This window comes from Demequina salsinemoris, from assembly GCF_000974805.1.
Lineage (GTDB): Bacteria > Actinomycetota > Actinomycetes > Actinomycetales > Demequinaceae > Demequina > Demequina salsinemoris.
In genome coordinates this window covers 1-23,934 of record NZ_BBQZ01000011.1, presented here as the reverse complement: position 1 = coordinate 23,934, position 23,934 = coordinate 1, and the positions used below count along the sequence as shown (strand labels likewise).

Below are 23,934 nucleotides of genomic sequence, written 5' to 3'. Positions count from 1 at the left end.
GGCCGCCACGGTCTGAGCGGAGTCGATGACCTCGGCCATCGTCTCGCGCAGGGCGCCCTGAGCCTTGGTGAGGGACTCCGCCATCTCGCCCATCTCGTCCTTGCTCGTGACGGTCGCCTCGAGGGTGAGGTCGCCGGTGGCCATCGCCTCGAGCGAGCGCTTCACGATCGCGGCCGCCCGTGTGATCCTGCGGGTCGTCCACCAGCCCACGGTCACGCCGACCGCGATGCCCGCGATGAGCAGCCCCGTGACGAGCCAGGTGACGGAGTCCGCGCTCGCCGCGCTGTCCGCGGTGCGGGCGTCGATGCGCGTGTCGATCGCGTAGTTGAACTCCTCGATGAGCGAGGTGATGGTGATGTCGTAGCCGGTGATCGTCGCGTCGGAGGCGGGCTCCACGCCGTCGGTCGGCACCCACACGGACAGCACGGCGGCCTTGTAGCCCTCCCACGTCGCGTTGATGAGGTCGAGCCCGAAGACCTCCTCGCCGAAGGTCGCCTCGTAGTCGGCGACGAACGTCGTGAACTCCTCCTCGAACTGCGACTGGGACTTCTGGAGGTCCTCGACCAGGCTCGGGATCTTGCTGTCCGAGGCGCCGTTGAGGTGGTACTCGGTCGCGCGCGCCTCCCACAGGGCGTCGGTCAGCGAGGCGATCGACTCGCTCATGCCGGTCTTCGCCTCGAGCAGGTCAGCGTTGTCGTCCACGACGGAGTGCAAGGTCGTGACCGACACGAGGCCGACGACCGCGAGCGCGGCGACGACGGTGCCGACGGCAGTGAACAGCTGGGCGGCGAGGCTGAAGCGCGGGCCGCGACGGGAGGAAACTGCGTTGTCCATGGTTCTCCAGTGAGCAAGGGGGACCGACTGACGATCTTGCCGCCCTCATCGTCGGGAACGCCGACGGTGTGAGCATTACCCCAGGTAACACACACCTGTACATGATTAGGACGTTGGTCCGGCATCGTCCTTCGCGAGGAGCCGAGCCCCCGCCGAGGGACGGGATCTCCTAGCGCCGGCCTCGGAGCCGGTCGAGCTCGCGACGCTCGCGCTTGGTGGGCTTGCCCGCGCCGCGGTCGCGCACCGCGAAGGGCGCGTAGTGCTCCTTCTTGGGCGGCGGGGGGCTGTGGTCCTCGTAGGCCTCGCGCGCGGGCTCGGCGCCCACGCGCTTGAGGAGCAGCCTCGTCACCAGGACGATGCGCTCCCTGTCTCCCCCACGGACGATCACCTGGTCTCCCACGCGTACGGGAGTCGAGGGCTTGGCCCGCTCGCCTCGGACACGGATGTGACCCGCCTTGCATGCATCGGTCGCCTGCGTGCGCGTCTTGGCGAGGCGCACGGCCCACACCCAGACGTCGGCGCGCACGGACTCGGTCATGGAGCGAGGGTACGCCGCCGCCGGACGCGCCCCGCCCTACGCTTGACCCATGGACGTGTACTACCAGGTCTTCGGCTGGATCGGCTCCGTGCTCATCGTGGCGTCGCTCATGCAGGCGCGCATGCTCGTGTTCCGCTGGATGAACCTCATCGGCTCGCTGATCGCAACCGCCTACAACCTGGTCTACGGCATCTGGCCGTACGTCGCGATGAACGTCGCGATCGTCGTCATCAACGCGTACTGGCTGAACCGGCTCTACCGCGAGGCCAACGACCCGACCGTCTACCAGGTGCTTCCCACGCCTCCCGACAGCCCCTTCGTCGTCCACCTGCTGAAGACGCACCAGAAGGACATCGCCCACTTCGCCCCCGCCTTCACCCCCATGCCCGCCGCCGGGGACACGCGCCACACGTTCCTCGTGGTCCGCGGCGACGAGGCCGTGGGCGTCGTCGCGGTCAAGGAGGCGGGCGATGGGGTCGGTGAGGTGGAACTGGACTGGGTGAAGCCACGCTTCCGCGACTTCACGCCCGGGCGCTTCGTCTACCGTGATTCGAGGGCGCTTCCCGACGCCGGCTTCCGGCAGGTGAGGCTCACGCCTCACGAGACGACCGACCGCGAGTATCTGCGCAAGGCGGGCTTCCGCACCGAGCGCACCGAATGGGTAAGGGACCTGACCGCATGAGACCCAACCGCACCATCCACTTCGCCTCCGACAACTACGCGTCCGTGCACCCTGAGGTGCTGGCGGCGATGGCCGGCGCGGACGGCGGTCACGAGCCCGCGTATGGGGCGGATGCGGTCACCGCGGCGTTCGACGAGGCGATCCGGGCGACCTTCGGCGAGCACGCGGTCGGCTTCCCCGTGTTCAACGGCACAGGCGCGAACGTCACGTCGCTGCTGGCACTCAGCCCGCGCTGGGGCGGCGGCGTGATCGCGTCCGAGCATGCGCATATCCACAACGACGAGGGCGGAGCGCCCGAGAAGGTCGGCGGGCTCAAGGTCCTCGAGCTGCCCGCGCCCGACGGCAGGATCATCCCGGCGCAGCTCGACCGCTACGCGCCCGACCTCGGCGACGAGCATCGGGCCCAGCCGCTCGTGCTGTCGTTGACCCAGAGCACGGAGGTCGGCACGGTGTACTCGGTCGCGGAGATCACCGCGCTCGTGGACGCCGCGCACGCGCGCGGCATCAAGGTGCACGTGGACGGCGCGCGCATCGCGAACGCGGCCGCGACGCTCGGCGTGAGCCTCAAGGACGCGTGCGGCGGCGCGGACGTGCTGTCCTTCGGCGGGACCAAGAACGGCGCGATGCTGGGCGAGGCCGTCGTGGTGCTCAACCCTGAGCTCGCCGACTCCTTGGGCCACGACCTGCCGTACGTGCGCAAGCAGACCATGCAGCTCGGCTCCAAGATGCGGTACGTGTCCGCGCAGCTGACGGCCCTGATGACCGCGGTCGACGAGGCCGGCGATCCGCTGTGGCTGCGCAACGCGCGGCATGCGAACACGACGGCGACGTACCTGCGTCAGGAGCTCGAGCCGCTCGAGCAGCGGGGCATCGTGCGCTTCACGCAGCCGACGCAGGCCAACGCGGTGTTCGTCGAGATGCCCCGCGCGCTGGCCGACGAGGTGAGGAAGGCGTACCGCTTCTACGACTGGAAGCCGGGCCGCTCCGACGAGACCGTCGAGGTGCGCCTCATGTGCGCGTGGGACACCAGCGGCGCCGCGTGCGACGCGTTCGCCGCCGCCGCCTTCGCCTCCGCGGGGATCGGGGCCTGACCATGGTCGCGTGCCCGTGCGGCTCCGGAGCGTCGTTCGCGGACTGCTGCCGACCGTTCCTCAAGGGCGAGCTCGAGCCGCCGACCGCCGAGGCGCTCATGAGGTCGCGCTACACCGCGAACGTGCGCCGCGACGCGGGCTACCTGCACCGGACCTGGCACGACTCGACCCGTCCCGTGTCGATGGACGTGGACGCGGTCGAGTGGCGCGGGCTGGACGTGGTCGGGACCACGGGAGGAGGTCCGGATGATGCGGAGGGCACCGTGACCTTCGCGGCCCACCACAGCACCGGGGGGATCTCCACGGGGACGATGCGTGAGACCAGTCGGTTCGTGAAGGAGGGCGGGCGCTGGCTGTACGTCGACGGGGACGTGGACTGACGCATCGTCCGGGTTGACACGCCCTCAATGCCTCAATCATCATTGAGGCGATGAACGCCTCCTCGCTCGCCGACCGCGCCGCGCGCCACGCGGCGCTCGCCGACCCCATCCGGCTGCGGATCGTCGACCTCCTCACGGTCGGCGACGCGACGCCGGGCGAGCTGGCCGAGCAGGTCGGGATCGCGTCGAACCTCATGGCGCACCACCTGCGCCAGCTCGAGGCCGCGGGCCTGACCACCAAGCGTCGGTCCGACGCGGACCGCCGCCGCTCCTACGTCACGCTCGCGCCCGACGCGCTCGCCGACCTGCTGCCTCATCCGCGCCTCGCCGCCCGTCGCGTCGTCTTCGTGTGCACCGGCAACTCCGCCCGCTCCCAGCTCGCGGCCGCGCTGTGGTCGGAGTCGAGCACCGTCCCCGGCGCCTCAGCGGGCACGCATCCGGCCGATCGCATCGCGCCCGGCGCCCTCGCGGCCGCCGACCGGCACGGCCTCACGATCCCCGACGCCCTCCCTCGCCACCTGGACCAGGTGCTCGCGCCCGACGACCTCATCGTCACCGTGTGCGACTCGGCCCACGAGGAGCTCGTGGGCGCCGACGCCCTCCACTGGTCCGTCGCCGACCCCGTCGCCGACGGCACCGACCCGGCCTTCGACACCGCCTACGAGACCTTGGCCAGGCGCATCGTCCACCTGTCCGCGACCGTCACCCCCCGAACGTAAGGAACCCCCATGACCGACACCCCCAAGCCCTCCGCCCTGTTCCTGTGCGTGCACAACGCCGGCCGCTCGCAGATGGCGCTCGGCTTCTTCAAGCACTACGCGGGCGACGACGCGATCGCCTACTCGGGCGGCTCGGGCCCCGCCGAGGCGCTCAACCCGATCGCCGTCGAGGCGATGGCCGAGAAGGGCATTGACATCTCCGCCGAGCGCCCCAAGCGCTGGACCGATGAGATGGTCCGCGAGGTCGACTCCGTCATCTCGATGGGCTGCGGCGACACGTGCCCCTACTACCCCGGCAAGCGCTACGAGGACTGGGTCCTCGAGGACCCGGCCGGCCAGGGCATCGAGGCCGTGCGCCCCATCCGCGACGAGATCGAGCAGCGCGTGCTCGCGCTGCTGCGCGACTTCGGGGTGGAGCCGGCGGGGGTCTGACCGTCACGGGCCGAGGGTTCCCGCGCCCCCTCGGGACCCCTCGGCTGAGACGGGAGCGACCCAGGACCTTGGTCCCGGGTCGGAGCGAACGTTGAGCAGGCTCTGCGCGGCCTGCCATCCCTCATACGGCACCCTGGTCCGCAAAGACCTGCTGAGGGGACAACAATGGGTTTCGTGAACGATCCGGTGCTGCTCGCCATCGTGGTGGCCACCGCGCTCGCCTTCGACTTCACCAACGGCTTCCATGACACCGGGAACGCCATGGCCACGTCGATCGCCACGCGCGCGCTGCGTCCCAAACAGGCCGTCCTCCTCTCCGCCTCCCTCAACATGGTGGGCGCCTTCCTGTCGCTGACGGTCGCCGCGACCATCGCCACCGGCATCGTCGACTCTGGCATCATCACGCTCGAGGTCGTGCTCGCGGGCCTCGCGGGCGGCATCGTGTGGAACCTCGCGACGTGGGTGCTGGGCATCCCGTCGAGCTCGTCGCACGCGCTCGTCGGCGGAGTCGTCGGCGCGGCCCTCGCGGCCGCGGGTACCCAGGGAGTCCTCTGGGACGGGCTCATCTCCAAGGTGCTGCTGCCCGCCCTCATCGCCCCGATCGTCGCGATCGCCGTCGCGTCCGTCGGCACCGCGCTCGTCACGCGCCTCACCCGCGACATCGCCGCGGAGTCGAACACTCGGATGTTCCGCTGGGGCCAGATCGGCTCCGCGTCCCTCATCTCGCTCGCGCACGGCACCAACGACGCGCAGAAGTCGATGGGCATCATCCTGCTCGCGCTGATCGCCGCGGGCGCCGTGGACCAGGACGCCTCGGTCCCGTGGTGGGTCATCGTCGCGTGCGCCTCCGCGATGGCGCTCGGCACGTACACGGGCGGCTGGCGCGTGATCCGCACCCTCGGCAAGGGGCTCGTCGAGCTCGACTCCCGCCAGGGCATGGCCGCCGACACCTCGTCCGCGGCCGTCATCCTGCTGTCCAGCCACTTCGGCTACTCGCTGTCCACCACCCACGTCGCGACCGGCTCGATCATGGGATCCGGCGTCGGCAGGCGCGGCGCGAAGGTGCGGTGGAGCGTCGCGGGCCGCATGTTCACGGCATGGCTCATCACCGTGCCGGCCGCCGCGACCGTCGGCGCCCTCTTCTACGGGGTGGACCATCTGGTCGGCGGCGACGCCGGCTCATACGTCGTGTTCGGCCTGCTGCTCGTCGCGGCCGGCACGTTCTACGCGCTGTCCCGCCGCAAGCCTGTGAACCACGACAACGTCAACCACGAGTGGGAGCCCGGTGAGCCCGGCGACGAGATCGTCGCCGAGGCCGTCGAGGAGCACGAGCTCGAGCTGCTCGCGCAGACCGTGCCCGCCCGCGACGCCCACGAGGACGGAGACCGCGCATGACCCAGTACGTCGAGTGGGACGCGCTCGCCAACATCCTCATCTTCGGCCTGCTCATCGGCGCAGGCCTTCCGACGCTCTTCGCGCTCGGGGTCCGGGCCCTCGCGGGCCCCGGATCCAGGGACGATGCGGGACGCACCGTGACCTGGAGGGTCGCCGCCGCGGTCGCGTGCTTCGCGATCGTCATCGCCGCGATCGTCGGTGCGATCATCTACATCGCCGCCGGCGGGCACTGACGCCCCCCTCGCGCGCTGGTAGCCGCTCAGTGTCGGGATCGACCTCGATCCCCGCACCACGTGGCTACGAGGACGCCGCGCGGTAGCGAAACCGCGCCGAAACCCCCGTGTGGTGGACTTCCCTCGACACCGAGGAGGTCCCCATGGCCGTGCAGATCCTGACCGCGGACGTCATGGTCCCGATGGACGACGCCCGGTCGGTCCTCACCGACGCGGGCTTCGCGCACGACGACGGCACGATCGTCGTGGTCGGCACGGCCGCCGAGCTCGCGGCCTCCTACCCCGAGGCGCCCGCGCGCCACCTCGCCAACCATGTGCTCATGCCGGGTCTCGTCAACGCCCACCACCACAGCGGCATGCTGCGCGGGACCGCCGAGCACCTGCCCGTGTGGGAATGGCTGCGCCTCCACATCGACCCGATGCACCGGGTCCTCACCCCCGAGGACGCGGAGGCCGCGTCGTGGCTGTGCTACGCCGAGGGGCTGCTGTCAGGGACGACGACCGTCGTGGACATGTGGCGGTACATGGACGGCGCCGCGCGCGCCGCATCGTCCCTGGGAAATCGCCTGGTCACGGTCAACTACGTGGGCGAGCACCCGGACTACGACTACTTCGACACGCTCGACGACAACGAGCGGATGCTCAAGGAATGGCAGGGCGCGGCGGACGGCCGGATCATGCCGTGGGTCGGGCTCGAGCACCCCTTCTACGCGGACGATGCGGGGCAGAGGCGGGCGATCGCGCTCGCCCAGGAGCACGGCACGGGCCTGTACACGCACTGCTCCGAGTCGGAGCTCGACGTCACGCTGTTCCTCGAGCGCACCGGCAAGCGGCCCCTGCCTGCGCTGCGCGATCTCGGGTTCATGGACGTGCCGCGACTCATGATCGCGCACGCGGTGTGGCTCGACGAGGACGAGATCGCGCTCATGGCCTCGCAGGGGGTGAGCGTCTCGCACAACCCGGTGAGCAACATGAAGCTCGCGAGCGGGTTCGCGCCGGTCGCCGAGCTGCTGGCCGCGGGCGTCGACGTCGGCATCGGCACCGACGGGGAGAAGGAGAACAACAACCTCGACATGTTCGAGGAGATGAAGGTGGCCTCGCTCCTGGGCAAGCTCCGCGCGATGGACGCCGCCGCGATGGACTCGTGGCAGGTCCTCGAGATGGCGACGAAGGGCGGCGCGCGTGCGATCGGTCAGGGAGACCGGCTCGGCTCGCTCGAGGTCGGCAAGCAGGCCGACGCCGTCGCCGTGCGTACCGATACCCCGCGCATGACGCCGCTGCTCACCTCCAGGCCGTACCTGAACGTGCACCACAACCTGGTGCATGCGGTGCGCGGCTCAGACGTGACGCTCACCATGGTCGCCGGGCGCATCGTCGTGGACGACGGGGAGCTCACCACGGCGTCGATGCCCGACCTCATCTCGCGCGTGCGAGAGCTCGTGCCCGATCTCTTCGCGCGCCGCAGCGCCTACCTTGAGTCCTCCGGCGAGCAGTCGGGGCTGATGTCGCCGCACTAGGCCACCCTCGCTGGGCCGCCCGTGCTCGGCCACCCGCGCCCGACCTGCCGGCGCGTGGGGCCGTCGCGGCATGTAGGTTCGGAACGTCCGCGACGCGTGAGCCTGCCAGGAGGACCGACGATGACCTCGACCGATGACCTTGCCGCCGAGCTGTCCGCCCTGCGCGAGCAGGAGGCACGGCTACATCTGAAGAGGTTCACGTTCGATGAGGCGTGGGAGCTCGGCCTCGGGCTCGTCGAGCGCGGCCTGGAGGAGGAGCTCGCGATCACCATCGACATCCGCAAGGGCGATCAGCAGGTGTTCCACGTCGCGCTCGAGGGCACGACCCCCGACAACGACGACTGGATCGAGCGGAAGGTCCGCACGGTGCGTCGGTTCCAGACGGCGAGCCTGATCGTGGGGCGCTCCTACGCAGCGAAGGGACGCGACTTCAACGAGGCGACGCAGCTGCCGTTCACCGAATACGTCGCGCATGGTGGCTGCGTCCCCATCCAGGTCGTGGGCGTGGGGATGGTCGGCACCCTCACCGTCTCGGGGCTCAAGCAGGAGGACGATCACGCGCTCGCCGTCGAGGCGATCGCGCGGCTGAGGGCCGAGGGGCGCTGAGCGACCCTCGGCTTCGGCGCGTCCGTCCAGGCCCGGGAGTACAGCCCGCGCGAGCCGTGATCAGGTCGCGGGAAGGTGACGCTGCATGAACGCGTCCACGAGGTCGAGGACCTCCTCCGTCCAGAACGCGGGGCCGCCGTGGTCCGCACCGGCAAGGCGGTAGAAGTCCACCGGCTGGCCCGCCTCGACGAGCGCCTCGTACAGCAGCGCGCTCTGTGCGAACGGCACCAGCCTGTCCTTGTCACCATGGATGATCAGGAGCGGTTTGAGGCGGCGATCGGCATCGATGTGGTTCATCGCGACGGTCGGCGCGACCAGGTCGGGGCGCTCACGCAGGTCGTGGCCCCCGATCAGCTGCCCCTCTGCGGTGTCCGCGGACAGATGGTCGTAGATGGACGGCTCCTCATTCATCCGCGCGATATGGGTGGGCGCGTAGTAGTCGACGTAGCAGGAGACGCCGAGCGGCTCGGCGACCGTCTCATCGGAGTACTCCTGGTCGTCCTCCGTCAGATACGTCAGGACCGTGGTGTGCCCTCCCGAGGAGTCGCCCCACAGCACCACGCGCGCGGGATCGATGCCGTGCTCGTCGGCGTGCGCGCGCAGGAATCGGATCGCGGTCTTGGCGTCCTTGACCTGTGCGGGGAACGGCGCCACCGGCGAAGGGCGGTACTGCACGATAGCGACCACGTAGCCGCGCGCGGCGATGTCGATGAGCGGGACGAGCGAGAGCCCGAGCTTCTGCTCCTGCCACGCGGATCCCTGGACGAACAGCACGAGCGGGAGCCGCGGCTCGGCTGCGAGCCCGTCCAGGTCCCGGCCCGGCGGCTGGATGATCTGCAGCTGAAGCGCGCGACCGGACTTCCGCGCGTACTCGACGCCGAGCGTCACCGCGGCGTGGCGGGGGCTGACGTCCGCCTCGAGCGTCCTCATCCCCTCAGGCGCCCACGTGCTCGCGGGGAACTCCTCGACCGGCACCTCCCGCGGTTCGACGAATCGCCTCTCGACACCGTCGTCCATCGCATTCCCTCTTCTCTCGTGCGTCATCACGCGGGCCGGCTCAGGCCTCGCGCAGCACCGCCACGGTGAGCGACCAGGCCGGAAGCTCCAACGCCTGGCCCGCCGCGAGTGCGATCTCGATCTCTTGGGGCTCGATCGGCGAGGCCTCGAACGGCTGTCCCTCGTCGGGACCGGCGCCGGCGAGCACGGTCGCCTTGCCCACCCAGCCCGCGGCGCCGGTGGGCAGCGCGAGCGTCGCCTGACGCGCATCGTCCGTGGCGTTGACCATCCGGACGACGTACTCGCGCATGCCATCCTCGGCGGTGCGCGTGGTGCAGCCCGCGACGACGCGCGTCTCGGGGCGGCGATCCTCGGCGACGTCGTGGCGCAGCTCGCCGTCGACCCAGACGCGGATGCGCTCGCCCTCAAGCGCGACGCGGACGGTCACCGGGACGTCGGTCGACATGCCGCTCCACGCGTACGGGCCGTCGATGTCGTTGGAGATGCCGTCCGCGAAGGAGTGCACCACCGTCGTCTTGTTCTGCCACGAGCCGATGTCGACCTGCAGGAAGTCCTCCGCGCCGGTCCCGCCCAGGCGGATGACCATGCCCTCCTGGCCGTCGACGCGCGTCGCCGTGAACTGGACGATGCCGTCGGCGCCGATCGCGCCGAGCGTGACCTCCGCATCGTCCACGTCCACGGCTTCGAGGCCGACGCCATCGATCGTCGCGTCGGAGACCTTCACGCGAGCGCCGGGAGCGGACAGCCTCACGGTGCCCTCCGCGCGCGGCGGGACGGGAACGTCGACGACGCCGTCGACCTCGACCGACAGCACGTCCTCGCCGCGCTCCACCGAGAACATCCGCTGCACGTGGTACGACGCGGTCAGGAGCACCCGGTCGGCGTCGAAGTAGATCATGTCGGGCACCCACTGGGTGGTCCCGAGGCGCGCGAGCAGCGGAGCGTAGGACGCCAGCCGGACGATGTCGCCGTTGCGCTCCATGGTCGTCATGAAGGCGGCTTCCGCCATCGCCGAGCGGACGTTGTTGGTGCGCGCGGCGTACTCGCCGAAGTAGACGGCGGGACCGGAACGGTCGTAGGAGTCGTAGCGGTCGAGGTTCTGGTGGAACCAGCGCGGGGTCCGGTAGGCGTGCTCGTCCACGATCGCGACGCGCTGCTCGCGCGCGAAGGCCCACCCGTCCTCGAAGTCAGGCCCGAAGGGCTGCGGGCCGGCCGTGCCGATGACCGTGATCTCGGGGTGCCTGTCCGCGAGCGCCGACGCGACCATCGCGTAGCGCTCCTCGAAGTCGCGCGTGATCTCGTCCTCGTTGCCCAGGCCGAGCAGGCGCAGGCCGAAGGGCTCGGGGTGGCCGAGCTGGGCGCGGCGCGCGCCCCACGTGGTGTCGGTGCCGCCGTTGGCGAACTCGACCAGGTCCAGGATGTCCTGCACGTACGCGGGCATGTCCGCCATCGGGATGCACGCGGCGCGGCCGCGCAGGTTCTGGCAGCTCACGCCCGCCGCGACGATCGGCATCGCGGTGGCGCCGAGGAGCTCGCACAGCTCGAAGTACTCGAGGTAGCCGATCTGCCTGGTCTGGTGATAGCCCCACGTGTTGAAGCTCGGGACGCGGGACTCGCGCGGGCCGACCGTCTGCTTCCAGTGGTAGAGGTTGCCCAGGCCCAGGCCGTGCGCGACGCAGCCTCCGGGGAAGCGCACGAAGGAGGGCTTCAGGTCGCGCAGCACGTCGACCAGATCCTGGCGGAAGGTCAGCGGCTCGCCGCCCTCCCCGAGGGGCCGCAGCGACAGCATGTCGAGCTCGAGCACGAGCCCGCGCGGGACCGTGATCGCGAGGCGGCCGAGGCCCTCAGCGGTCGCGGTGAGATCAAGGCTCGCCTCGTGCCAGCCCTCCGCGGGCGTGACGAAAGGCGCCTCGGCGAGCGCGGCGCCCGCGGCGTCGACGAGGGCCACGGACGCCTCCCCGACCCCCTGCACGCGCCACGTGAAGGCGGTGAGGCGGAACGCATCGTCCATGTGAACCCTGACCGCGTCGAAGCCCTCGTTCGTGAGCGTGACCGGGCCGGCCACGCGCACGTACGTGCCGTTGTTCGGGTGAACGGGGTCCTCGGTGCGGATCTCGACCGAGCCGCCGCCCGTGGCCTGCCAGGCGGTCAGCGGCCCCCAGCCAGCGTGATCGGCGGGCGTGAACGCGAAGTCGCCGTTGCGCAGCAGCTCGGCGTTGAGGCCGCCGTCGAGGCTCCAGTTGATGTCCTCGAAGAAGATCCCCCACATGTCGGGGTCGAGCGTGACGCCCGTCGGCTCGCCGAGGGTCAGGTTCAGGCGGGTGACATCGTCGTCGAGCATGGCTTCCGTTCGTGCGCGTGGGGGTGGTGGGGCTTCCAGCACACCACTTTGCCACGTTGCAAGGCGCGGCGGGACCCGTCGGACGTCCCGGGCATGACGAGGGGCCCCGGGGGATTCCCCGAGGCCCCTCGTTCGGCGGACGCGTCGCGCGTCCGCCCGCTCAGCCCTGCTGCGCGGTGAGCACCGTGACCGAGCCAGCCGGGAGGCGGACCGTGTGGCGGCCCGAGGCCTCACCGTCGATCCGCTCGGCGACCCGGCGAACCGCATCGGGTGCCTCGGCGGTGTTGTGATCTGTCGGAGTCGCAGCGGCCAGCGTCTCGCGCTGGTCCAGGCGCACCGGGACGGCGAAGTCGATCTCGACCTCGACCTCGTCCGTCATCGACGGGTTCGTGAGGTTGACGCGGATCGTGCCGTCGTCCGCGACCGAGGCGAACACGTGCGCCCCGCTCGTCTCATCGACCGGCGCGACCGTGAGCGCCGTCGCGCCGCGGTGCGCCTTGTACATCATGAACACGTCGAAGTTCGGGGTGAGGATCGTCGCATCGCCGTCGGTGAGGATCACCGAGTTGAGGACGTTGACCGTCTGCGCGTTGCAGGCGATGGAGATCTTGTCGGCGTGGCGCTGGAGGATGTCGAGCGTGAGCGCGGTCGTGATCGCGTCGCGCATGGTCACCTGCTGGTACAGCGCGGGGCGCGCGAAGAACGCGTCGCGATGCCAGTTGCCCCACTCGCCGACCACGAGATCGATGTGCTCGAGGCGCGGCTCGAGGGTGGACTCGGGCTGGGGGACGTTCGCGAGGCCTTCCTCGATCAGCGCGCCCACTGCTCCACGATCACGTCCTCGAGCTCAAGGCAGCCCGCGATGACGCGATCCCAGCCGGCCTCGTCGAAGTCGGTCGGAGTGTCGGCCTCGTGGTCGATGTTCCAGTTGTAGAAGTGCAGGTCGTAGCCGTGGATCGGGGGCTGACGGTACTCATTGAGAGCGCTGAAGAAGTCCTTGGTCCACGCGACGCGCTCCTTGGGCTTGTTGCCGTCGGGGCCGCTCGCGATCGCGTAGGTCCTCGGGGTCTCGAAGACCGAGCCCGTGAAGCGCGGCATCGCGGACGCGAAAGCGCGGTACGCATCGACGTAGCCCGGGGCCGTCATGATGCCGCCGCCGCCCCACGGCTCGTTGCCGATGCCCCACAGGCTCACGTCGTACGGCTCCGCGTGACCGTTCGCAGCCCGCAGGTCCGCGAGCTCGGTGCCGGAGGCGCGGTTGCAGTACTCCATCCAGTCCTTCGCCTCGGCGGGCGTGCCGGTCATCATGTTGACGTTGATCCACGGCTGCGAGCCGATGGCCTCGCACAGCCGCAGGTACTCGTCGGTGCCGAAGGAGTGGTCGTCGAGCTCGTACGTGCCGAAGTTCTCGTTGAACGTCGTGGGCCGCTGGTCGCGAGGGCCGATGCCCTCGCGCCAGTGGTACGTGTCCGCGTAGCAGCCGCCGGGCCACCGGAGCACCGGCGGCTCAAGCTCCCGCAGGGCGTCCAGCACACCCTGGCGGATGCCGTCGGTGTGCTGGACGTCCGAGTCCGGCCCGACCCAGATCCCCCCGTCGATGCACTCACCGAGGAACTCGATGAACTGCCCGTGCAGTGCCGGGCGGATCGTGGCGATGGTCTGGGTGGGGTCGATCGAGACAGGCAAGAGTCGGCCTTCCTGGAGTTCGGGAGATGCGGGCGGTCAGCGGACCGAACGGATCCGCATGATGAACACGCAGGCGACGATCGTGAACACGATCGCGACCGGGAAGACCATGCCGTAGCCGCCGAGGGAGGTCACGATGATCGAGGTCGCGATCGGTCCGACCATCTGGCCGAGCGTGGTCGCCATATTGAGGATGCCCAGGTCCTTGCCGGCCTCCTCCGCGTTGGGGAGCACGTCGACGTTGAGGGCCTGGTCGACAGAGCCGTACATGCCGTAGCCGAAGCCGCCGATCGCGGCGAACAGGATCATGCCCATGGCGTTGTGCATGATCCACGGCAGCGCGAAGCCGATGGCGAGCAGGATGCTCGCGACCACGACGGGCACCTTGCGGCGACCGATCTTGTCGGAGATCGGGCCCGCCGACAGCGCGGAGACCGCGGAGACGACGAGCAGCACGAGCGACATCGTCGCGATCGTCGCGGCGGAGTCCTCGGTGGACAGGCCGACGTAGTCCTGCAGGATGTACAGCTGGTAGTTGAGCACCATGTAGTACGCGAAGATCAGGAGCGAACGGCCGATGAAGGCGTTCCAGAAGTCAGGCGCGTTGCGCGGGGGGCGGAACGACGTCAGGATCGAGCGCAGGTCGGTGCTCGCGGCGGGGAGGTCCTTGGAGGACGGCTCCTTCGGCCACAGGATCACGGTCACGACACCGGAGATGCCCATGACGACGCCGGCGACGATGTAGCCAGGCAGCTGCGCGGTGATGAACATCGCGCCGACGAGGGTGCCGAGCGAGCTGCCGGCGAGGGATCCCGCGGCGAAGAACGCGGACATCGTGCCGCGAGAGGTCTCGGGCACCCGGTCGGAGAGCGCGGCTACGGCCGGCGCGATCATCATGTTCAGGCCGACCATCGCGAGGCAGTACGCGACGCCGATCGTCCACGCGTTGGGCAGGATGCCGATCGCGAAGAGGCTCACGCCGCCGAGCAGACCACCGGACGCGATCCACGGCGTGCGGCGGCCGAAGATGGACCGCGTGCGGTCGGACAGGTTGCCGACGATGAGGTTCGACACGAGCGACACGAGCGCGGTGACCGAGTTCAGGACGCCCGAGATGGCGACCTTGTCGTCGGGCGCGATCTCGGTGAGGCGCTGCGGCAGCAGCACCGCCGCGATGATCATCAGCGCCATCATCCAGAACAGCGAGAAGATGAAGAAGCCGCTCGAGTAGCGGATGGTCTGGACCCGAGTGAGCTGAACCGAACCAGGTGCCTGCGCCGGGTCGGCGACTTGCTGAGACACGAAGGATCTCCTTTGATCTGGGGCATGCGCAACACCGCGCTACCTCTTACCTGAGAGATATACGGTAACCAGCGGACAGTTGTCAAACTCCTGTGGGATGACACACGTCCTCGTGCGACAATGTGGCCGTGACCTCGACGCCGATCAACTCCCGCACGCGCATGTCCGCGGACGAGCGGCGCCGGCAGATCGCGCTCAAGGGCGCCGAGCTCGTCGCGCGGTACGGGTCGTACGGGGTGTCGATGCAGTCCGTCGCCGACGCGGTAGGGCTCACGCTGCCCGGGCTGAACCACCACGTGCGCAGCCGCGACGAGCTCCTCGCCCTCATCATCGAGACGTTCTACGACGACTTCACCGACGAATGGGAGCTGATGGCGCAGCTGCGCCGCTCCAGCGCCCCCGACGCCGAGGGCCGCCTGAGCCTGCGCGCCTGCCTCAACGACGTGGTCGAGGCGAACAGCACGCGCCCCGAGCTCGTAGGGCTCTTCGTGCGCCTCGCGGTCGAGGCGCACGACCCGTCGCATCCCGCGCACCAGTACTACGCCAACAGGCATCAACGGCTCCTGACCGTCATGCGCGCGCTCCCCTGGAGGCTTCCGCCGCGCTTCGAGGACCCCGCGGCGTTCGAGGATCTGCTGCGGACCGCGTTCGCCGCGATGGACGGCACCGAGCTGCAGGCGCTGACCGACCCGGACGAGACCATGGCGGATCTGTGGGCACGCGCGGACCGGGTGCTCTTCGGCGGTCCCGAATGGGAGTCCATCGGCTGACGGCAGGCCGAGCCCGCGCGGTCGCTAGCATGACCGCATGAGCGACTCCTCTCTCCGTGCGGCCTCTCCGCGCGTGCGCGGCAGGGATGCGAAGCGGCTCTCGGGCGCCGACCGGAAGGCGCAGATCGTCGATGCGGCGACCGTGCTGATCTCCGAGCGCGGCTTCTGGGGCACATCGGTCCAGGACGTCGCGGCGGCCTGCGGAGTGACGGTCGCGGGCGTGCTCTATCACGTCGGATCGAAGGACGGGCTGCTCATCGAGGTGCTCGAGCACCGCGACCGCCTGGACGAGCAGGCGGTAGCGAGCGAGCTGGCGGCAGCGGACGATGCGACCGACGTCTCACTCGCCCGGTTCTGCGACGTGCTGGTGCGACGCAACGCGCGTCAGCCCGAGATCGTGCGGCTCTACAGCGTCCTTGAGGCGGAGTCGCTCGAGCCGACCCACCCCGCCCACGAGTACTTCCTCGAGCGGCAGCGCGTCGGCCTGGCGAGGTTCGCGGGGCTGGCCGCGCACGCGCCCAACCCGGATCGCCTCGCGCGCCAGGTGCTCGCCCTCATGGACGGCCTCCAGGTGCAGTGGCTCAGAGACGTCGACGGCTTCGACCTCGTCGCCGAGTGGACCGCCGCCTCGGCGGGGCTCGCCGGCTTCGCACGCTAGACGCACGCCTGGCCCCAACCCGACCCCAACCTTGCCCCCAACCGGACCGCTGCCCCGCGCGGCCGACACGGACACTTCCTGACACAGGGCGGTCGCGCGATTCGGCGTGTCCCGCGCGACACGCCGAACCTCCGTCTCGCGTTGTGTCAGAAAGTGTCCGCGCTCGCACCGAAAACGTGGCGAACCTCGCCCGCGACCACGGGCCGAGACGACATCGCGCCACGAGCGACATCTCCTCCGCGGCCCTTGCGAACACCAACCCTGGCGCACTACGGTGGCCTCAACTGACAACTAAGCAACCAGTCAGTAAGAGGCGAGAGGTGACGACGATGTCTGACGACCAGGCCTACCCGCGCGCGGTCGCGGCGGTCCGCGAAGGAGCATCCGCCGTGGACGAGGCCCGCAGCCTCTACGCACAGCTCACGGATGACGAGCGGCTCGGCCTGCTCGACGGCGACCGCGAGTTCTGGGAAGCCATGGACGAGATGATGCACGTCGGCTACAACACCGTGCCGTACGTCCACGGCGAGGTCGCACGGCTGGGAATCCCCGGCTTCCGCTTCACCGACGGCCCCCGCGGCATCGTCATGGGGCGCTCCACGGCCTTTCCCGTGTCGATGGCGCGCGGCGCCAGCTTCGACGTGGGCCTCGAGGAGCGCATCGGGCGCGCGATCGGCGTGGAGGCCCGAGCGCAGGGCGCCAACTTCTTCGCCGGGGTGTGCGTCAACCTCCTGCGCCACCCCGCCTGGGGACGCGCGCAGGAGACCTACGGCGAGGACACCCTCGTGCTCGGCGAGATGGGCGCAGCGCTGACGCGCGGCGTCCGCGAGCAGGTCATGGCCTGCGTCAAGCACTTCGCCCTCAACTCGATGGAGAACGCGCGGTTCCAGGTGGACGTCGTGGCCGACGAGGACGTGCTGCACGAGACCTACCTCGCGCACTTCAAGCGCATCGTCGACGAGGGCGCCGACGCGCTCATGTCCTCGTACAACTCGGTCAACGGCGAGTGGGCGGGTCAGAACCCCGAGCTCCTCACGGGCGTCCTGCGGGACACGTGGGGCTTCGAGGGTGTGGTCGTCTCCGACTTCGTCCTCGGCCTGCGCGACGCGGCCGCCTCGCTCGAGGCCGGGCTCGACGTCGAGGAGCCCTTCCGGCAGCAGCGCGCCCAGCACCTCGAGGACGGCCTCGCGCAGGGGCGGGCCTCGTGGGCGTCGGTCGAGCGCTCGGGCATGCGGATCCTCGCGACCCAGCTGCGCTTCGACGCATCGCACGACTCCCCGGCGCCGGACATGGACGTCGTCGCGTGCGACGCGCACCGCGCGCTCGCCAGGGAGGCCGCCTCCACGTCCATGGTCCTGCTCAAGAACGACGACGTGGACGGCGCCCCGGTCCTCCCGCTCGACCGGGCGGGCCTCACGCGGCTCGCGGTCATCGGCCGCATGGCCGCCATGGCCAACACCGGCGACCACGGGTCCTCGGACGTGCACGCTCCCTCCGTGGTCACGCCCCTCGACGGGCTGCGGGCCGCGCTCCCGGGCGTCGAGATCGTCGAGGTCCTGGACGACGACCCCGTCAAGGCCGCCGCCGCGGCGAGGGACTGCGACGCGGCGGTCATCGTCGCGGGCTTCACCGCGAAGGACGAGGGCGAGTTCACGGACGCGAGCGCGATGTTCGCCTCCGACGTCGAGAGCGTCTATCCGCCGCGTCCCGGTGCGGATCCCGACGTGCCGCTCCTGGTCGCGGTCGCGGGCGGCGACTCGGTCGCGGACGGCGGCGACCGGATCCGCCTCACCCTCCGCCCCGTCGACGAGGCGATCATCCTCGCCGTCGCCGAGGCGAACCCGCGCACGGTCGTGTCGATGGTCGCGGCCGGCGCCGTCATCACCGAGTCCTGGCGACACGCCGTCCCCGGCATCGTCATGAGCTGGTACTCCGGCATGGAGGGCGGCCATGCGCTCGCCGACGTGCTGCTCGGCGATGTCGACCCCGGCGGCCGGCTTCCGTTCGCGGTGCCGACCACCGAGAACCATCTGCCGTTCTTCGACCGCGACGCGATGTCGATCACGTACGACCGGTGGCACGGCCAGCGCCTGCTCGACAAGCTCGGCGTCGCCGCCGCGTTCCCGTTCGGCTTCGGCCTGTCCTACACGGACTTCGAGGTCGCGGTCGACGCGGCCAAGCGCCTGGACGATGCGCGGGCGGAGATCGACGTCACCGTCACCAACGTGGGCGCGCGCCGGGGCCGGCACGTGGTTCAGGTCTACGCTGTCGGCCCCGACGGCGGGAGGCACCTGGTCGGCTTCCAGGTGGCGGACGTCCCCGCGGGTTCGTCGGAGACCGTGACGGTCCCGGTGTCGCTGCTGACTGCCGGCGCGTGGGACCCGCAGCGGCGGGCCGTCGTCCCGCCGGAAGGCGCGGTCACACTCCTCGTCGCGAAGGACTCGCGCGACTCGGAGCCGATCGAGGTCGTGGCGCCGGCCACCTGAGACTCACGCTCCGGCGGTCACCGCCCTCCCCCCTCTTTTGGGGCTGCGGCCGTCGGAGCGTGTTCACCGTGCGGGACCCCTGCTGAGCGCGGGAGGATGGAGGCGTGGAGCGCTCGCCGACGAGTCCCGCCGGAGCTCGCGCGCGGTGCGCTCGCCGAGTGAGAGGCAGGCGCGGCCGTGAGCACCGAGATGGCGATCGAGATCCAGGGCCTTCACAAGAGCTTCGGGCGCGTCCATGCGCTGCGGGGCCTCGACCTTGAGGCTCCCGTCGGCCAGGTCACCGGGTTCCTCGGGCCGAACGGCTCGGGGAAGACGACGACCATCCGCGTGCTTCTGGGGCTCCTGCGCTCGGATGCGGGGACCGTCCGCCTGCTGGGCGGCGACCCGTGGGCCGACGCCGTTCGGCTGCATCGCGACATCGCGTACGTGCCGGGCGACGTCACGCTATGGCCCAACCTCACCGGGGGCGAGACCATCGACATCCTGTGCAGGCTGTCGGTGCCGCTCGAGCCCGAGCGCAAGCGGACGATGCTCGATCGGTTCGACCTGGACCCCACCAAGAAGGCCCGCACGTACTCCAAGGGCAACCGCCAGAAGGTCGCGCTCGTCGCGGCGCTCGCCTCGCGCGCGCCGCTCCTGCTGCTCGACGAGCCCACGAGCGGCCTCGACCCGATCATGGAGGCCGCGTTCCAGGAGTCGATCAGGGAGGTGAAGGCCGAGGGCCGGTCCGTGCTGCTGTCGAGCCACATCTTCACCGAGGTCGAGTCGCTCGCCGACAGGGTCGTCATCATCCGCGACGGCGAGACCGTCGAGTCGGGGACGCTCGCCGAGCTGCGGCACCTCACGCGCACGCAGGTCACCGCGGTGCTCGACGCCGGCGCCGACACCCTTGCCTCCCTGCCCGGGGTGCACGACCTCGCGACCGGGGACGGGCGCACATCCTTCGCGGTCGACGACGACGCGCTGGCCACCGTGCTCGCCGAGGTCGCGCGGCTTAGGCCCCGCTCCCTCGTCGCAAACCCGCCCTCCCTCGAGGACCTGTTCCTGCGCCACTACGGCGACGAGCTGGCGGCGCTCGAAGGCGGCGGTCGGGGTTGAGCACCCGCGTCCACGCGTCGGCGGCCCCCAGCCAGCCGCATCGTCCCGATGCCGCCCCGGCGACGCATCGTCCGCCCGCCCAGGGGCTTGCCGGGCTGCGCGCGAGCGTCAGCTTCATGGTGCGCCGCAATCGGGTGCGGCTCGTCGTGTGGTTCGCCTCCCTCGTCGGGCTGTTCGCGTACGTCGCCGACTACTTCGGGTCCGTCTTCACGACCCAGGCGGCGCTCGACGACTTCGCCGCGATCTCCGACAACCCGGGCATCAAGGCGCTCACCGGGCTCGCCGCCGCCCCGGACACGCTCGGCGGGGCGGTGTGGACCAAGATCTGGATGACGCTCGCGGTCTCGCTCGCGCTCGGCATCGTCTTCCTCGTCACGCGCAACGGACGGGCCGACGAGGAGCTCGGACGGACCGAGCTGCTGCGCTCCAGGATGCTCGGCAGCCACGCGCAGGCGGTCGCGACGTGGATCGTGCTCGCCGTCCTGGCGGTCGCGATCGGGCTCGCGGTCGCCCTCGTGTCGATGGTCGCCGGATTGGACCCGGACGATGCGGGGACGACGGGGTCGTGGGTGGTCGGGGCCTCGCTCGCGGGCGTGGGGCTCGTCGCGATCGGCGTCGGGGCGCTGGTCGGGCAGTTCACCGCGACCTCGCGGGGAGCGAACGGGCTCGGCTCGATCGTGATCCTCGGCTTCTACATGCTGCGCATGATCGGCGACCTCGGTGACGGAGCCCTCACGTGGGCGTCTCCGTTCGGCTGGGGTGAGGAGATGGCGCCGTGGGGCGCGAACCGGTGGTGGCCGTTCGGGCTGATGCTCGCACTCACCGCGGTGCTGCTCGCGGCCGCGTGGCTCATCGAGGAGCGCCGCGATCACGGCGCGGGGCTGCTGCCCGATCGGGCGGGGTCGTCCGGGGCGCCGGCACGGTACGCGTCACCGCTCGGGCTAGCGCTTCGGCTGCAGCGGGGGCCGATCGTCGGCTGGACGATCGCGGTCGTGCTGAGCGCCCTGATGTTCGGCTCGGTCGCGAACCAGATGTCCGACCTGCTCGACTCCGCCGGAGGCAACGTCGCCGCGATGCTGCAAGGCGCTGGCGTCGACGCGCTCGTCGCCCTGCTGTGCAGCATGATCGCGCTGCTCGTCACCGTGTTCGCGGTGCAGTCCGCGACCCAGCTGCGGGCCGATGAGGCGAGCGACATCCTCGAGCCGCAGCTCGCGGGCGCGGTCTCCCGCACGCGGTGGGTCCTGATGCGGCTCCTCATCCCGGCCGTCGGCGCGCTCGCGCTGCTCGCGATCGGCGGCGGCCTCCTGGGGGTGAGTTACGGGTCCACGATCGGCGATCCGTCGCAGGCGCTGCGCCTCGCCGGGGCGACACTCGCGTACTGGCCCGCGGTCATGGTCATCGTCGGTCTCGCCGTCGCGCTGTTCGGCTACCTGCCGCGCATTGCGATTGCGCTGTCGTGGGCGGTCATCGGCGCGCTGTGGATGATCATGATCCTCGGCGACGCGCTGAACCTGCCCGGGTGGGCGCTGAACCTCATGCCGTTCTCCGCCACTCCGACGCTGCCCGCCGAGGGGATGGACTGGACGCCGCTCGTCGTCATGACGGCAGTCGCGCTCGCCCTCGTCGGGGCCGGTCTCGAGAGGTTCGCGAGGCGCGACATCCAGCCAGCGTGACGCGCGCGTCCGTCTACGCCCCGAACCGAGGCTCGGCAGCGTGGCGCGCGAACTGTTCCACGAGCGGGGTGGCGACCCGCTCGAGACCCGACGGGGCCTCCTCGAGCGACCACAGGCCCATGGTCAGCAGGTGGTCGGCGCGAGGCCCGGTCGCGTGGCGGTACGTCCACTCGTACATGTCGAACAGCGGCCACCACGTGTAGCCGACCAGGTCCATGCCTTCGGCGCGGAGGTCGGCGGCCAGGTCGAGCGACTCGGCCATCCAGCGCGACCTCGCGTCGACCGAGCCGGTGACGCACGTCTCGGAGATCATCACGGGGGCGCCGTACCTCCGCTGCGCCTCGCGCAGGAGCTCCGCGAGCCCGTCCGTGCCGTCGTCGCGCGTGGGGCGCGGGTCGGCGAAGCCGCCGCCGTGGTGCACGCCCGCCTCGAAGACCTCGGTCGAGTGCAGCGGGTAGTAGTTGACGCCCATGACATCGGGCGCGACCGGGTGCGCGACCAGGTCGGCGAGCAGCGCCTCGTCGGCGCCGTTGTCCAGCAGGAATCGCGCGAGCGGGTGCGTGGCGTCGACGCGGCCCGTGACCAGGTCCTCGACGAGCCACACCTGCTCGGTGAGCCGTCGAACGTGCTCGGCGTGCTCGGGGGCGTCGACGTCGCCGACGTAGCGCATGCCCGCGTCCACGTGGACGAAGGAGACCTCCTCCCGGGCGACGTCGACAATCGCGTTCTGGGTGCGCCGGAAGCCGTCGGCGAGCTGGGTCGCCATCCGGGTGAGGCCCGTGCCCCCCGAGAGATACGGAGGCCAGTAGCCGTACTCGCCGCAGAACAGCGAGTGGATCATCGGCTCGTTCACCGGAGTGAAGTCGCGCGCGACGTCCGGGTAGCGCTCCGCGACCTTGGCCGCGTACTCGGCGACGAGCCTCGGGTAGTCGGGGTGGTCGAACTGGCCGTCGAGCCACAGCGGCGTGCCGTAGTGCATGAGGTCGACGATCGGCGAGAGCCCCAACTCCCCGAAGCGAGCCATCGCGCGGTCAAGCCACGACCAGTCCCACCGGTCCGGCTCCGGCTGGATGCGGTACCAGGGCACGCCCCACCGCACGAGGTCGCAGCCGACGTCCTTGGCGAGGCCGAGGTCGTCCTCGACGCGCGCGTAGTGCTCGGTGAGCTCGTACTCGTCGATCGGGCGCTCGCCCTCGACGGCCTGCGGGACGAAGGTGTCCTCGACTCCGACGGCGAAGTGGAGGCGCCCGTCGGTGATCCAGGGGCGGGTCATGCGCGACCCTCGGGAACGACGGATTCAGGGGAGCGACGTTGCTCGTTCATACGAAGCATCCTAGGCGCGGAGGTGCGGTGCTCACCCCTTGCTGCACTGCTCGGCGAACGCGTCCGTCAGCCCGTCCCGCTTGCCGCACATGTACATCTCGACCGGGATCTCAAGCCAGTGCTCCTCACCGTCGACGGTGTAGTTGATGCGGAAGCCGCGCCATCCTCCGCCGGCAGCGCCCACCCGGCGGAGGCCGATCACGAGTCCTTGCTGCGTGTCCGGCAACTCCTCGAACGTGTCGTCCGCGCCGCCGCATCCCGCAGTCACCGTGGCAGCTCCGACGGGAGTGAGGGCATCGCCGTCCTCGAGCTCGGGGGGATATCCGTCGGCGGAGAGGAAGAACGTGTGGGTCTTGTCGAAGGTCATCACCAACGCGGGAAGCGCCTCCACGTCGCCCAGAACCTTGATCGGCTCCACGCTCGTGATGGTCACGGTGCGGCCCTCGTCGACGCACAGGCGCGTGCCGAAGGACTCCTCGGTCTTGTCCTCCGCCCAGTGCACGGAGCTTCCCGACCAACCCGTGCCATCCGGGGCCACGGCTTGGAACTCATAGTGCAGCGGCTGGTCCGCCTCGTTGTCGATCGGCGCGTCTGTATAGAGCTGATCGACGTCGTCATCCCCCGCGGCGCACCCGGCGAGCATGGCGACGATGACTGCGACCACCGCGACGCTTGCGGCTCCTGGAGTGCGAAGCACGGTCTCCCCTGACGCGCCCGCCCCCGCACGCGCAGGGACACAGTACCGTGCATGGCACTGAGTGCCGCGCCGATGCCTCGCGCGGCCCCCGGCCGCCCCCGCATCGTCCGGGAACGACGAAGGCCCCCGATCTCTCGGGGGCCTTCTCTCACGTGCGCGAGGGGGGAGTTGAACCCCCACGCCCTTTCGGGCACACGGACCTGAACCGTGCGCGTCTGCCTATTCCGCCACTCGCGCGTGCCGGGAAATGTTAGCACGGTTCGAACCCCCGAAACGAACCGGTGTCAAGTGCGCCACACCGTGGACGATGCGGAGCGGGCCACGTCGCGCGGGCGCGACGGGACAGGGACGATGCGTCACGGGGCATAGCCAAGGCCCCCGGGTTTCCCCGGGGGCCTTGGCCACCTGCATTTCCGTCAACCGGCCCCGGCGGAGGTCCGCCTGGATCCGGCTGTA

23 protein-coding genes and 1 tRNA gene are annotated in these 23,934 nt (G+C 70.6%); 14 read left to right on the top strand and 10 right to left on the bottom strand.

Features of this window, described 5'->3' with window-relative positions; genetic code table 11:
• Positions 1-834: HAMP domain-containing protein (locus AOP78_RS14570; protein ID WP_152659592.1), on the bottom strand; the 834-nt coding region annotated here is incomplete at its 3' end.
• 169 nt (positions 835-1,003) lie between these two features.
• On the bottom strand, positions 1,004-1,372 hold the full coding sequence (locus AOP78_RS14565; RefSeq protein WP_062206440.1) for an RNA-binding S4 domain-containing protein: 369 nt from the start codon (positions 1,370-1,372) through the stop codon (positions 1,004-1,006).
• Between the two features lie 49 nt (positions 1,373-1,421).
• Between AOP78_RS14565 and AOP78_RS14560 the strand changes: the two genes are divergently transcribed.
• The 9 genes from AOP78_RS14560 to AOP78_RS14520 all read left to right on the top strand — a co-directional run bounded on the left by AOP78_RS14560 (position 1,422) and on the right by AOP78_RS14520 (position 8,427).
• Positions 1,422-2,054 (top strand): hypothetical protein, encoded by a 633-nt coding sequence (locus tag AOP78_RS14560; protein ID WP_062206437.1) that lies wholly within the window; start codon positions 1,422-1,424, stop codon positions 2,052-2,054.
• Positions 2,051-3,145: a threonine aldolase family protein gene (locus AOP78_RS14555; RefSeq protein ID WP_062206434.1), complete on the top strand. Its 1,095-nt coding sequence runs from the start codon at positions 2,051-2,053 to the stop codon at positions 3,143-3,145. The genes AOP78_RS14560 and AOP78_RS14555 overlap by 4 nt, the downstream gene beginning before the upstream one ends.
• A gap of 2 nt (positions 3,146-3,147) precedes the next feature.
• Positions 3,148-3,525, top strand: coding sequence for a YchJ family protein (locus AOP78_RS14550; protein WP_062206431.1), 378 nt, complete (start codon positions 3,148-3,150; stop codon positions 3,523-3,525).
• A 50-nt stretch (positions 3,526-3,575) separates the two neighbouring features.
• Complete coding sequence (locus AOP78_RS14545) at positions 3,576-4,244, top strand: arsenate reductase/protein-tyrosine-phosphatase family protein (protein ID WP_062206428.1); 669 nt, start codon at positions 3,576-3,578, stop codon at positions 4,242-4,244.
• A gap of 9 nt (positions 4,245-4,253) precedes the next feature.
• Positions 4,254-4,676, top strand: a complete 423-nt coding sequence (locus tag AOP78_RS14540; protein WP_062206405.1) for an arsenate reductase ArsC — start codon at positions 4,254-4,256, stop codon at positions 4,674-4,676.
• Positions 4,677-4,841: 165 nt separating this feature from the next.
• Positions 4,842-6,071, top strand: a complete 1,230-nt coding sequence (locus AOP78_RS14535) for an inorganic phosphate transporter (protein WP_083980308.1) — start codon at positions 4,842-4,844, stop codon at positions 6,069-6,071.
• Entirely contained in the window at positions 6,068-6,304 is a 237-nt protein-coding gene (locus tag AOP78_RS14530; protein ID WP_062206402.1) for a hypothetical protein, read from the top strand. The genes AOP78_RS14535 and AOP78_RS14530 overlap by 4 nt, the downstream gene beginning before the upstream one ends.
• A gap of 143 nt (positions 6,305-6,447) precedes the next feature.
• Entirely contained in the window at positions 6,448-7,821 is a 1,374-nt protein-coding gene (locus AOP78_RS14525) for an amidohydrolase family protein (RefSeq protein WP_062206399.1), read from the top strand.
• A gap of 120 nt (positions 7,822-7,941) precedes the next feature.
• Positions 7,942-8,427 (top strand): heme-degrading domain-containing protein, encoded by a 486-nt coding sequence (locus AOP78_RS14520; protein WP_062206396.1) that lies wholly within the window; start codon positions 7,942-7,944, stop codon positions 8,425-8,427.
• 60 nt (positions 8,428-8,487) lie between these two features.
• On the opposite strand, the gene AOP78_RS14515 is transcribed toward AOP78_RS14520, so the two are convergent.
• The 5 genes from AOP78_RS14515 to AOP78_RS14500 all read right to left on the bottom strand — a co-directional run bounded on the left by AOP78_RS14515 (position 8,488) and on the right by AOP78_RS14500 (position 14,773).
• Complete coding sequence (locus tag AOP78_RS14515; RefSeq protein WP_062206394.1) at positions 8,488-9,444, bottom strand: alpha/beta hydrolase; 957 nt, start codon at positions 9,442-9,444, stop codon at positions 8,488-8,490.
• Positions 9,445-9,484: 40 nt separating this feature from the next.
• Positions 9,485-11,785: an alpha-L-arabinofuranosidase family protein gene (locus AOP78_RS14510; RefSeq protein WP_062206391.1), complete on the bottom strand. Its 2,301-nt coding sequence runs from the start codon at positions 11,783-11,785 to the stop codon at positions 9,485-9,487.
• Between the two features lie 160 nt (positions 11,786-11,945).
• Positions 11,946-12,608 carry an alpha-L-arabinofuranosidase C-terminal domain-containing protein gene (locus AOP78_RS15440; RefSeq protein ID WP_201774800.1) on the bottom strand — a complete coding sequence of 221 codons (663 nt, stop codon included), beginning with the start codon at positions 12,606-12,608 and terminating at the stop codon, positions 11,946-11,948.
• Complete coding sequence (locus tag AOP78_RS15435; protein ID WP_201774799.1) at positions 12,596-13,471, bottom strand: alpha-L-arabinofuranosidase family protein; 876 nt, start codon at positions 13,469-13,471, stop codon at positions 12,596-12,598. The genes AOP78_RS15440 and AOP78_RS15435 overlap by 13 nt, the downstream gene beginning before the upstream one ends.
• A gap of 36 nt (positions 13,472-13,507) precedes the next feature.
• Positions 13,508-14,773, bottom strand: coding sequence for an MFS transporter (locus AOP78_RS14500; protein WP_062206388.1), 1,266 nt, complete (start codon positions 14,771-14,773; stop codon positions 13,508-13,510).
• Positions 14,774-14,901: 128 nt separating this feature from the next.
• On the opposite strand from AOP78_RS14500, the gene AOP78_RS14495 reads away from it, so the two are divergent.
• The 5 genes from AOP78_RS14495 (at position 14,902) to AOP78_RS14475 (ending at position 21,458) form a co-directional block, all read left to right on the top strand.
• Positions 14,902-15,543 (top strand): TetR/AcrR family transcriptional regulator, encoded by a 642-nt coding sequence (locus tag AOP78_RS14495; protein ID WP_152659591.1) that lies wholly within the window; start codon positions 14,902-14,904, stop codon positions 15,541-15,543.
• Between the two features lie 37 nt (positions 15,544-15,580).
• Entirely contained in the window at positions 15,581-16,201 is a 621-nt protein-coding gene (locus tag AOP78_RS14490) for a TetR/AcrR family transcriptional regulator (protein WP_062206382.1), read from the top strand.
• 329 nt (positions 16,202-16,530) lie between these two features.
• A complete protein-coding gene (locus AOP78_RS14485) occupies positions 16,531-18,687 on the top strand; it encodes a glycoside hydrolase family 3 protein (protein ID WP_062206379.1) in 2,157 nt (718 codons plus the stop codon).
• A 177-nt stretch (positions 18,688-18,864) separates the two neighbouring features.
• Positions 18,865-19,785: an ABC transporter ATP-binding protein gene (locus AOP78_RS14480; protein WP_083980304.1), complete on the top strand. Its 921-nt coding sequence runs from the start codon at positions 18,865-18,867 to the stop codon at positions 19,783-19,785.
• Complete coding sequence (locus AOP78_RS14475) at positions 19,782-21,458, top strand: ABC transporter permease (RefSeq protein ID WP_062206375.1); 1,677 nt, start codon at positions 19,782-19,784, stop codon at positions 21,456-21,458. The genes AOP78_RS14480 and AOP78_RS14475 overlap by 4 nt, the downstream gene beginning before the upstream one ends.
• 13 nt (positions 21,459-21,471) lie before the next feature.
• Here the strand turns inward: AOP78_RS14475 and AOP78_RS14470 are convergent, their stop codons facing one another.
• From AOP78_RS14470 to AOP78_RS14460, 3 genes are all read right to left on the bottom strand, one after another.
• Positions 21,472-22,731 (bottom strand): family 1 glycosylhydrolase, encoded by a 1,260-nt coding sequence (locus AOP78_RS14470; RefSeq protein ID WP_062206373.1) that lies wholly within the window; start codon positions 22,729-22,731, stop codon positions 21,472-21,474.
• 81 nt (positions 22,732-22,812) lie between these two features.
• Positions 22,813-23,478 (bottom strand): hypothetical protein, encoded by a 666-nt coding sequence (locus AOP78_RS14465; protein ID WP_152659590.1) that lies wholly within the window; start codon positions 23,476-23,478, stop codon positions 22,813-22,815.
• Between the two features lie 153 nt (positions 23,479-23,631).
• Positions 23,632-23,715: transfer RNA gene (locus AOP78_RS14460), tRNA-Leu, on the bottom strand.
• Positions 23,716-23,934 lie beyond the last annotated feature (219 nt).

Bases quoted from the DNA above. Each gene is read 5' to 3' on its own strand.
- AOP78_RS14520 (WP_062206396.1), top strand. From the start codon at position 7,942: ATGACCTCGACCGATGACCTTGCCGCCGAGCTGTCCGCCCTGCGCGAG.
- AOP78_RS14540 (WP_062206405.1), top strand. From the start codon at position 4,254: ATGACCGACACCCCCAAGCCCTCCGCCCTGTTCCTGTGCGTGCACAAC.
- AOP78_RS14560 (WP_062206437.1), top strand. From the start codon at position 1,422: ATGGACGTGTACTACCAGGTCTTCGGCTGGATCGGCTCCGTGCTCATC.
- AOP78_RS14535 (WP_083980308.1), top strand. From the start codon at position 4,842: ATGGGTTTCGTGAACGATCCGGTGCTGCTCGCCATCGTGGTGGCCACC.
- AOP78_RS14565 (WP_062206440.1), bottom strand. From the start codon at position 1,372: ATGACCGAGTCCGTGCGCGCCGACGTCTGGGTGTGGGCCGTGCGCCTC.
- AOP78_RS14545 (WP_062206428.1), top strand. From the start codon at position 3,576: ATGAACGCCTCCTCGCTCGCCGACCGCGCCGCGCGCCACGCGGCGCTC.
- AOP78_RS14550 (WP_062206431.1), top strand. From the start codon at position 3,148: ATGGTCGCGTGCCCGTGCGGCTCCGGAGCGTCGTTCGCGGACTGCTGC.
- AOP78_RS14485 (WP_062206379.1), top strand. From the start codon at position 16,531: ATGTCTGACGACCAGGCCTACCCGCGCGCGGTCGCGGCGGTCCGCGAA.
- AOP78_RS14530 (WP_062206402.1), top strand. From the start codon at position 6,068: ATGACCCAGTACGTCGAGTGGGACGCGCTCGCCAACATCCTCATCTTC.
- AOP78_RS14470 (WP_062206373.1), bottom strand. From the start codon at position 22,731: ATGACCCGCCCCTGGATCACCGACGGGCGCCTCCACTTCGCCGTCGGA.
- AOP78_RS14525 (WP_062206399.1), top strand. From the start codon at position 6,448: ATGGCCGTGCAGATCCTGACCGCGGACGTCATGGTCCCGATGGACGAC.
- AOP78_RS14555 (WP_062206434.1), top strand. From the start codon at position 2,051: ATGAGACCCAACCGCACCATCCACTTCGCCTCCGACAACTACGCGTCC.
- AOP78_RS14515 (WP_062206394.1), bottom strand. From the start codon at position 9,444: ATGGACGACGGTGTCGAGAGGCGATTCGTCGAACCGCGGGAGGTGCCG.
- AOP78_RS14490 (WP_062206382.1), top strand. From the start codon at position 15,581: ATGAGCGACTCCTCTCTCCGTGCGGCCTCTCCGCGCGTGCGCGGCAGG.
- AOP78_RS14510 (WP_062206391.1), bottom strand. From the start codon at position 11,785: ATGCTCGACGACGATGTCACCCGCCTGAACCTGACCCTCGGCGAGCCG.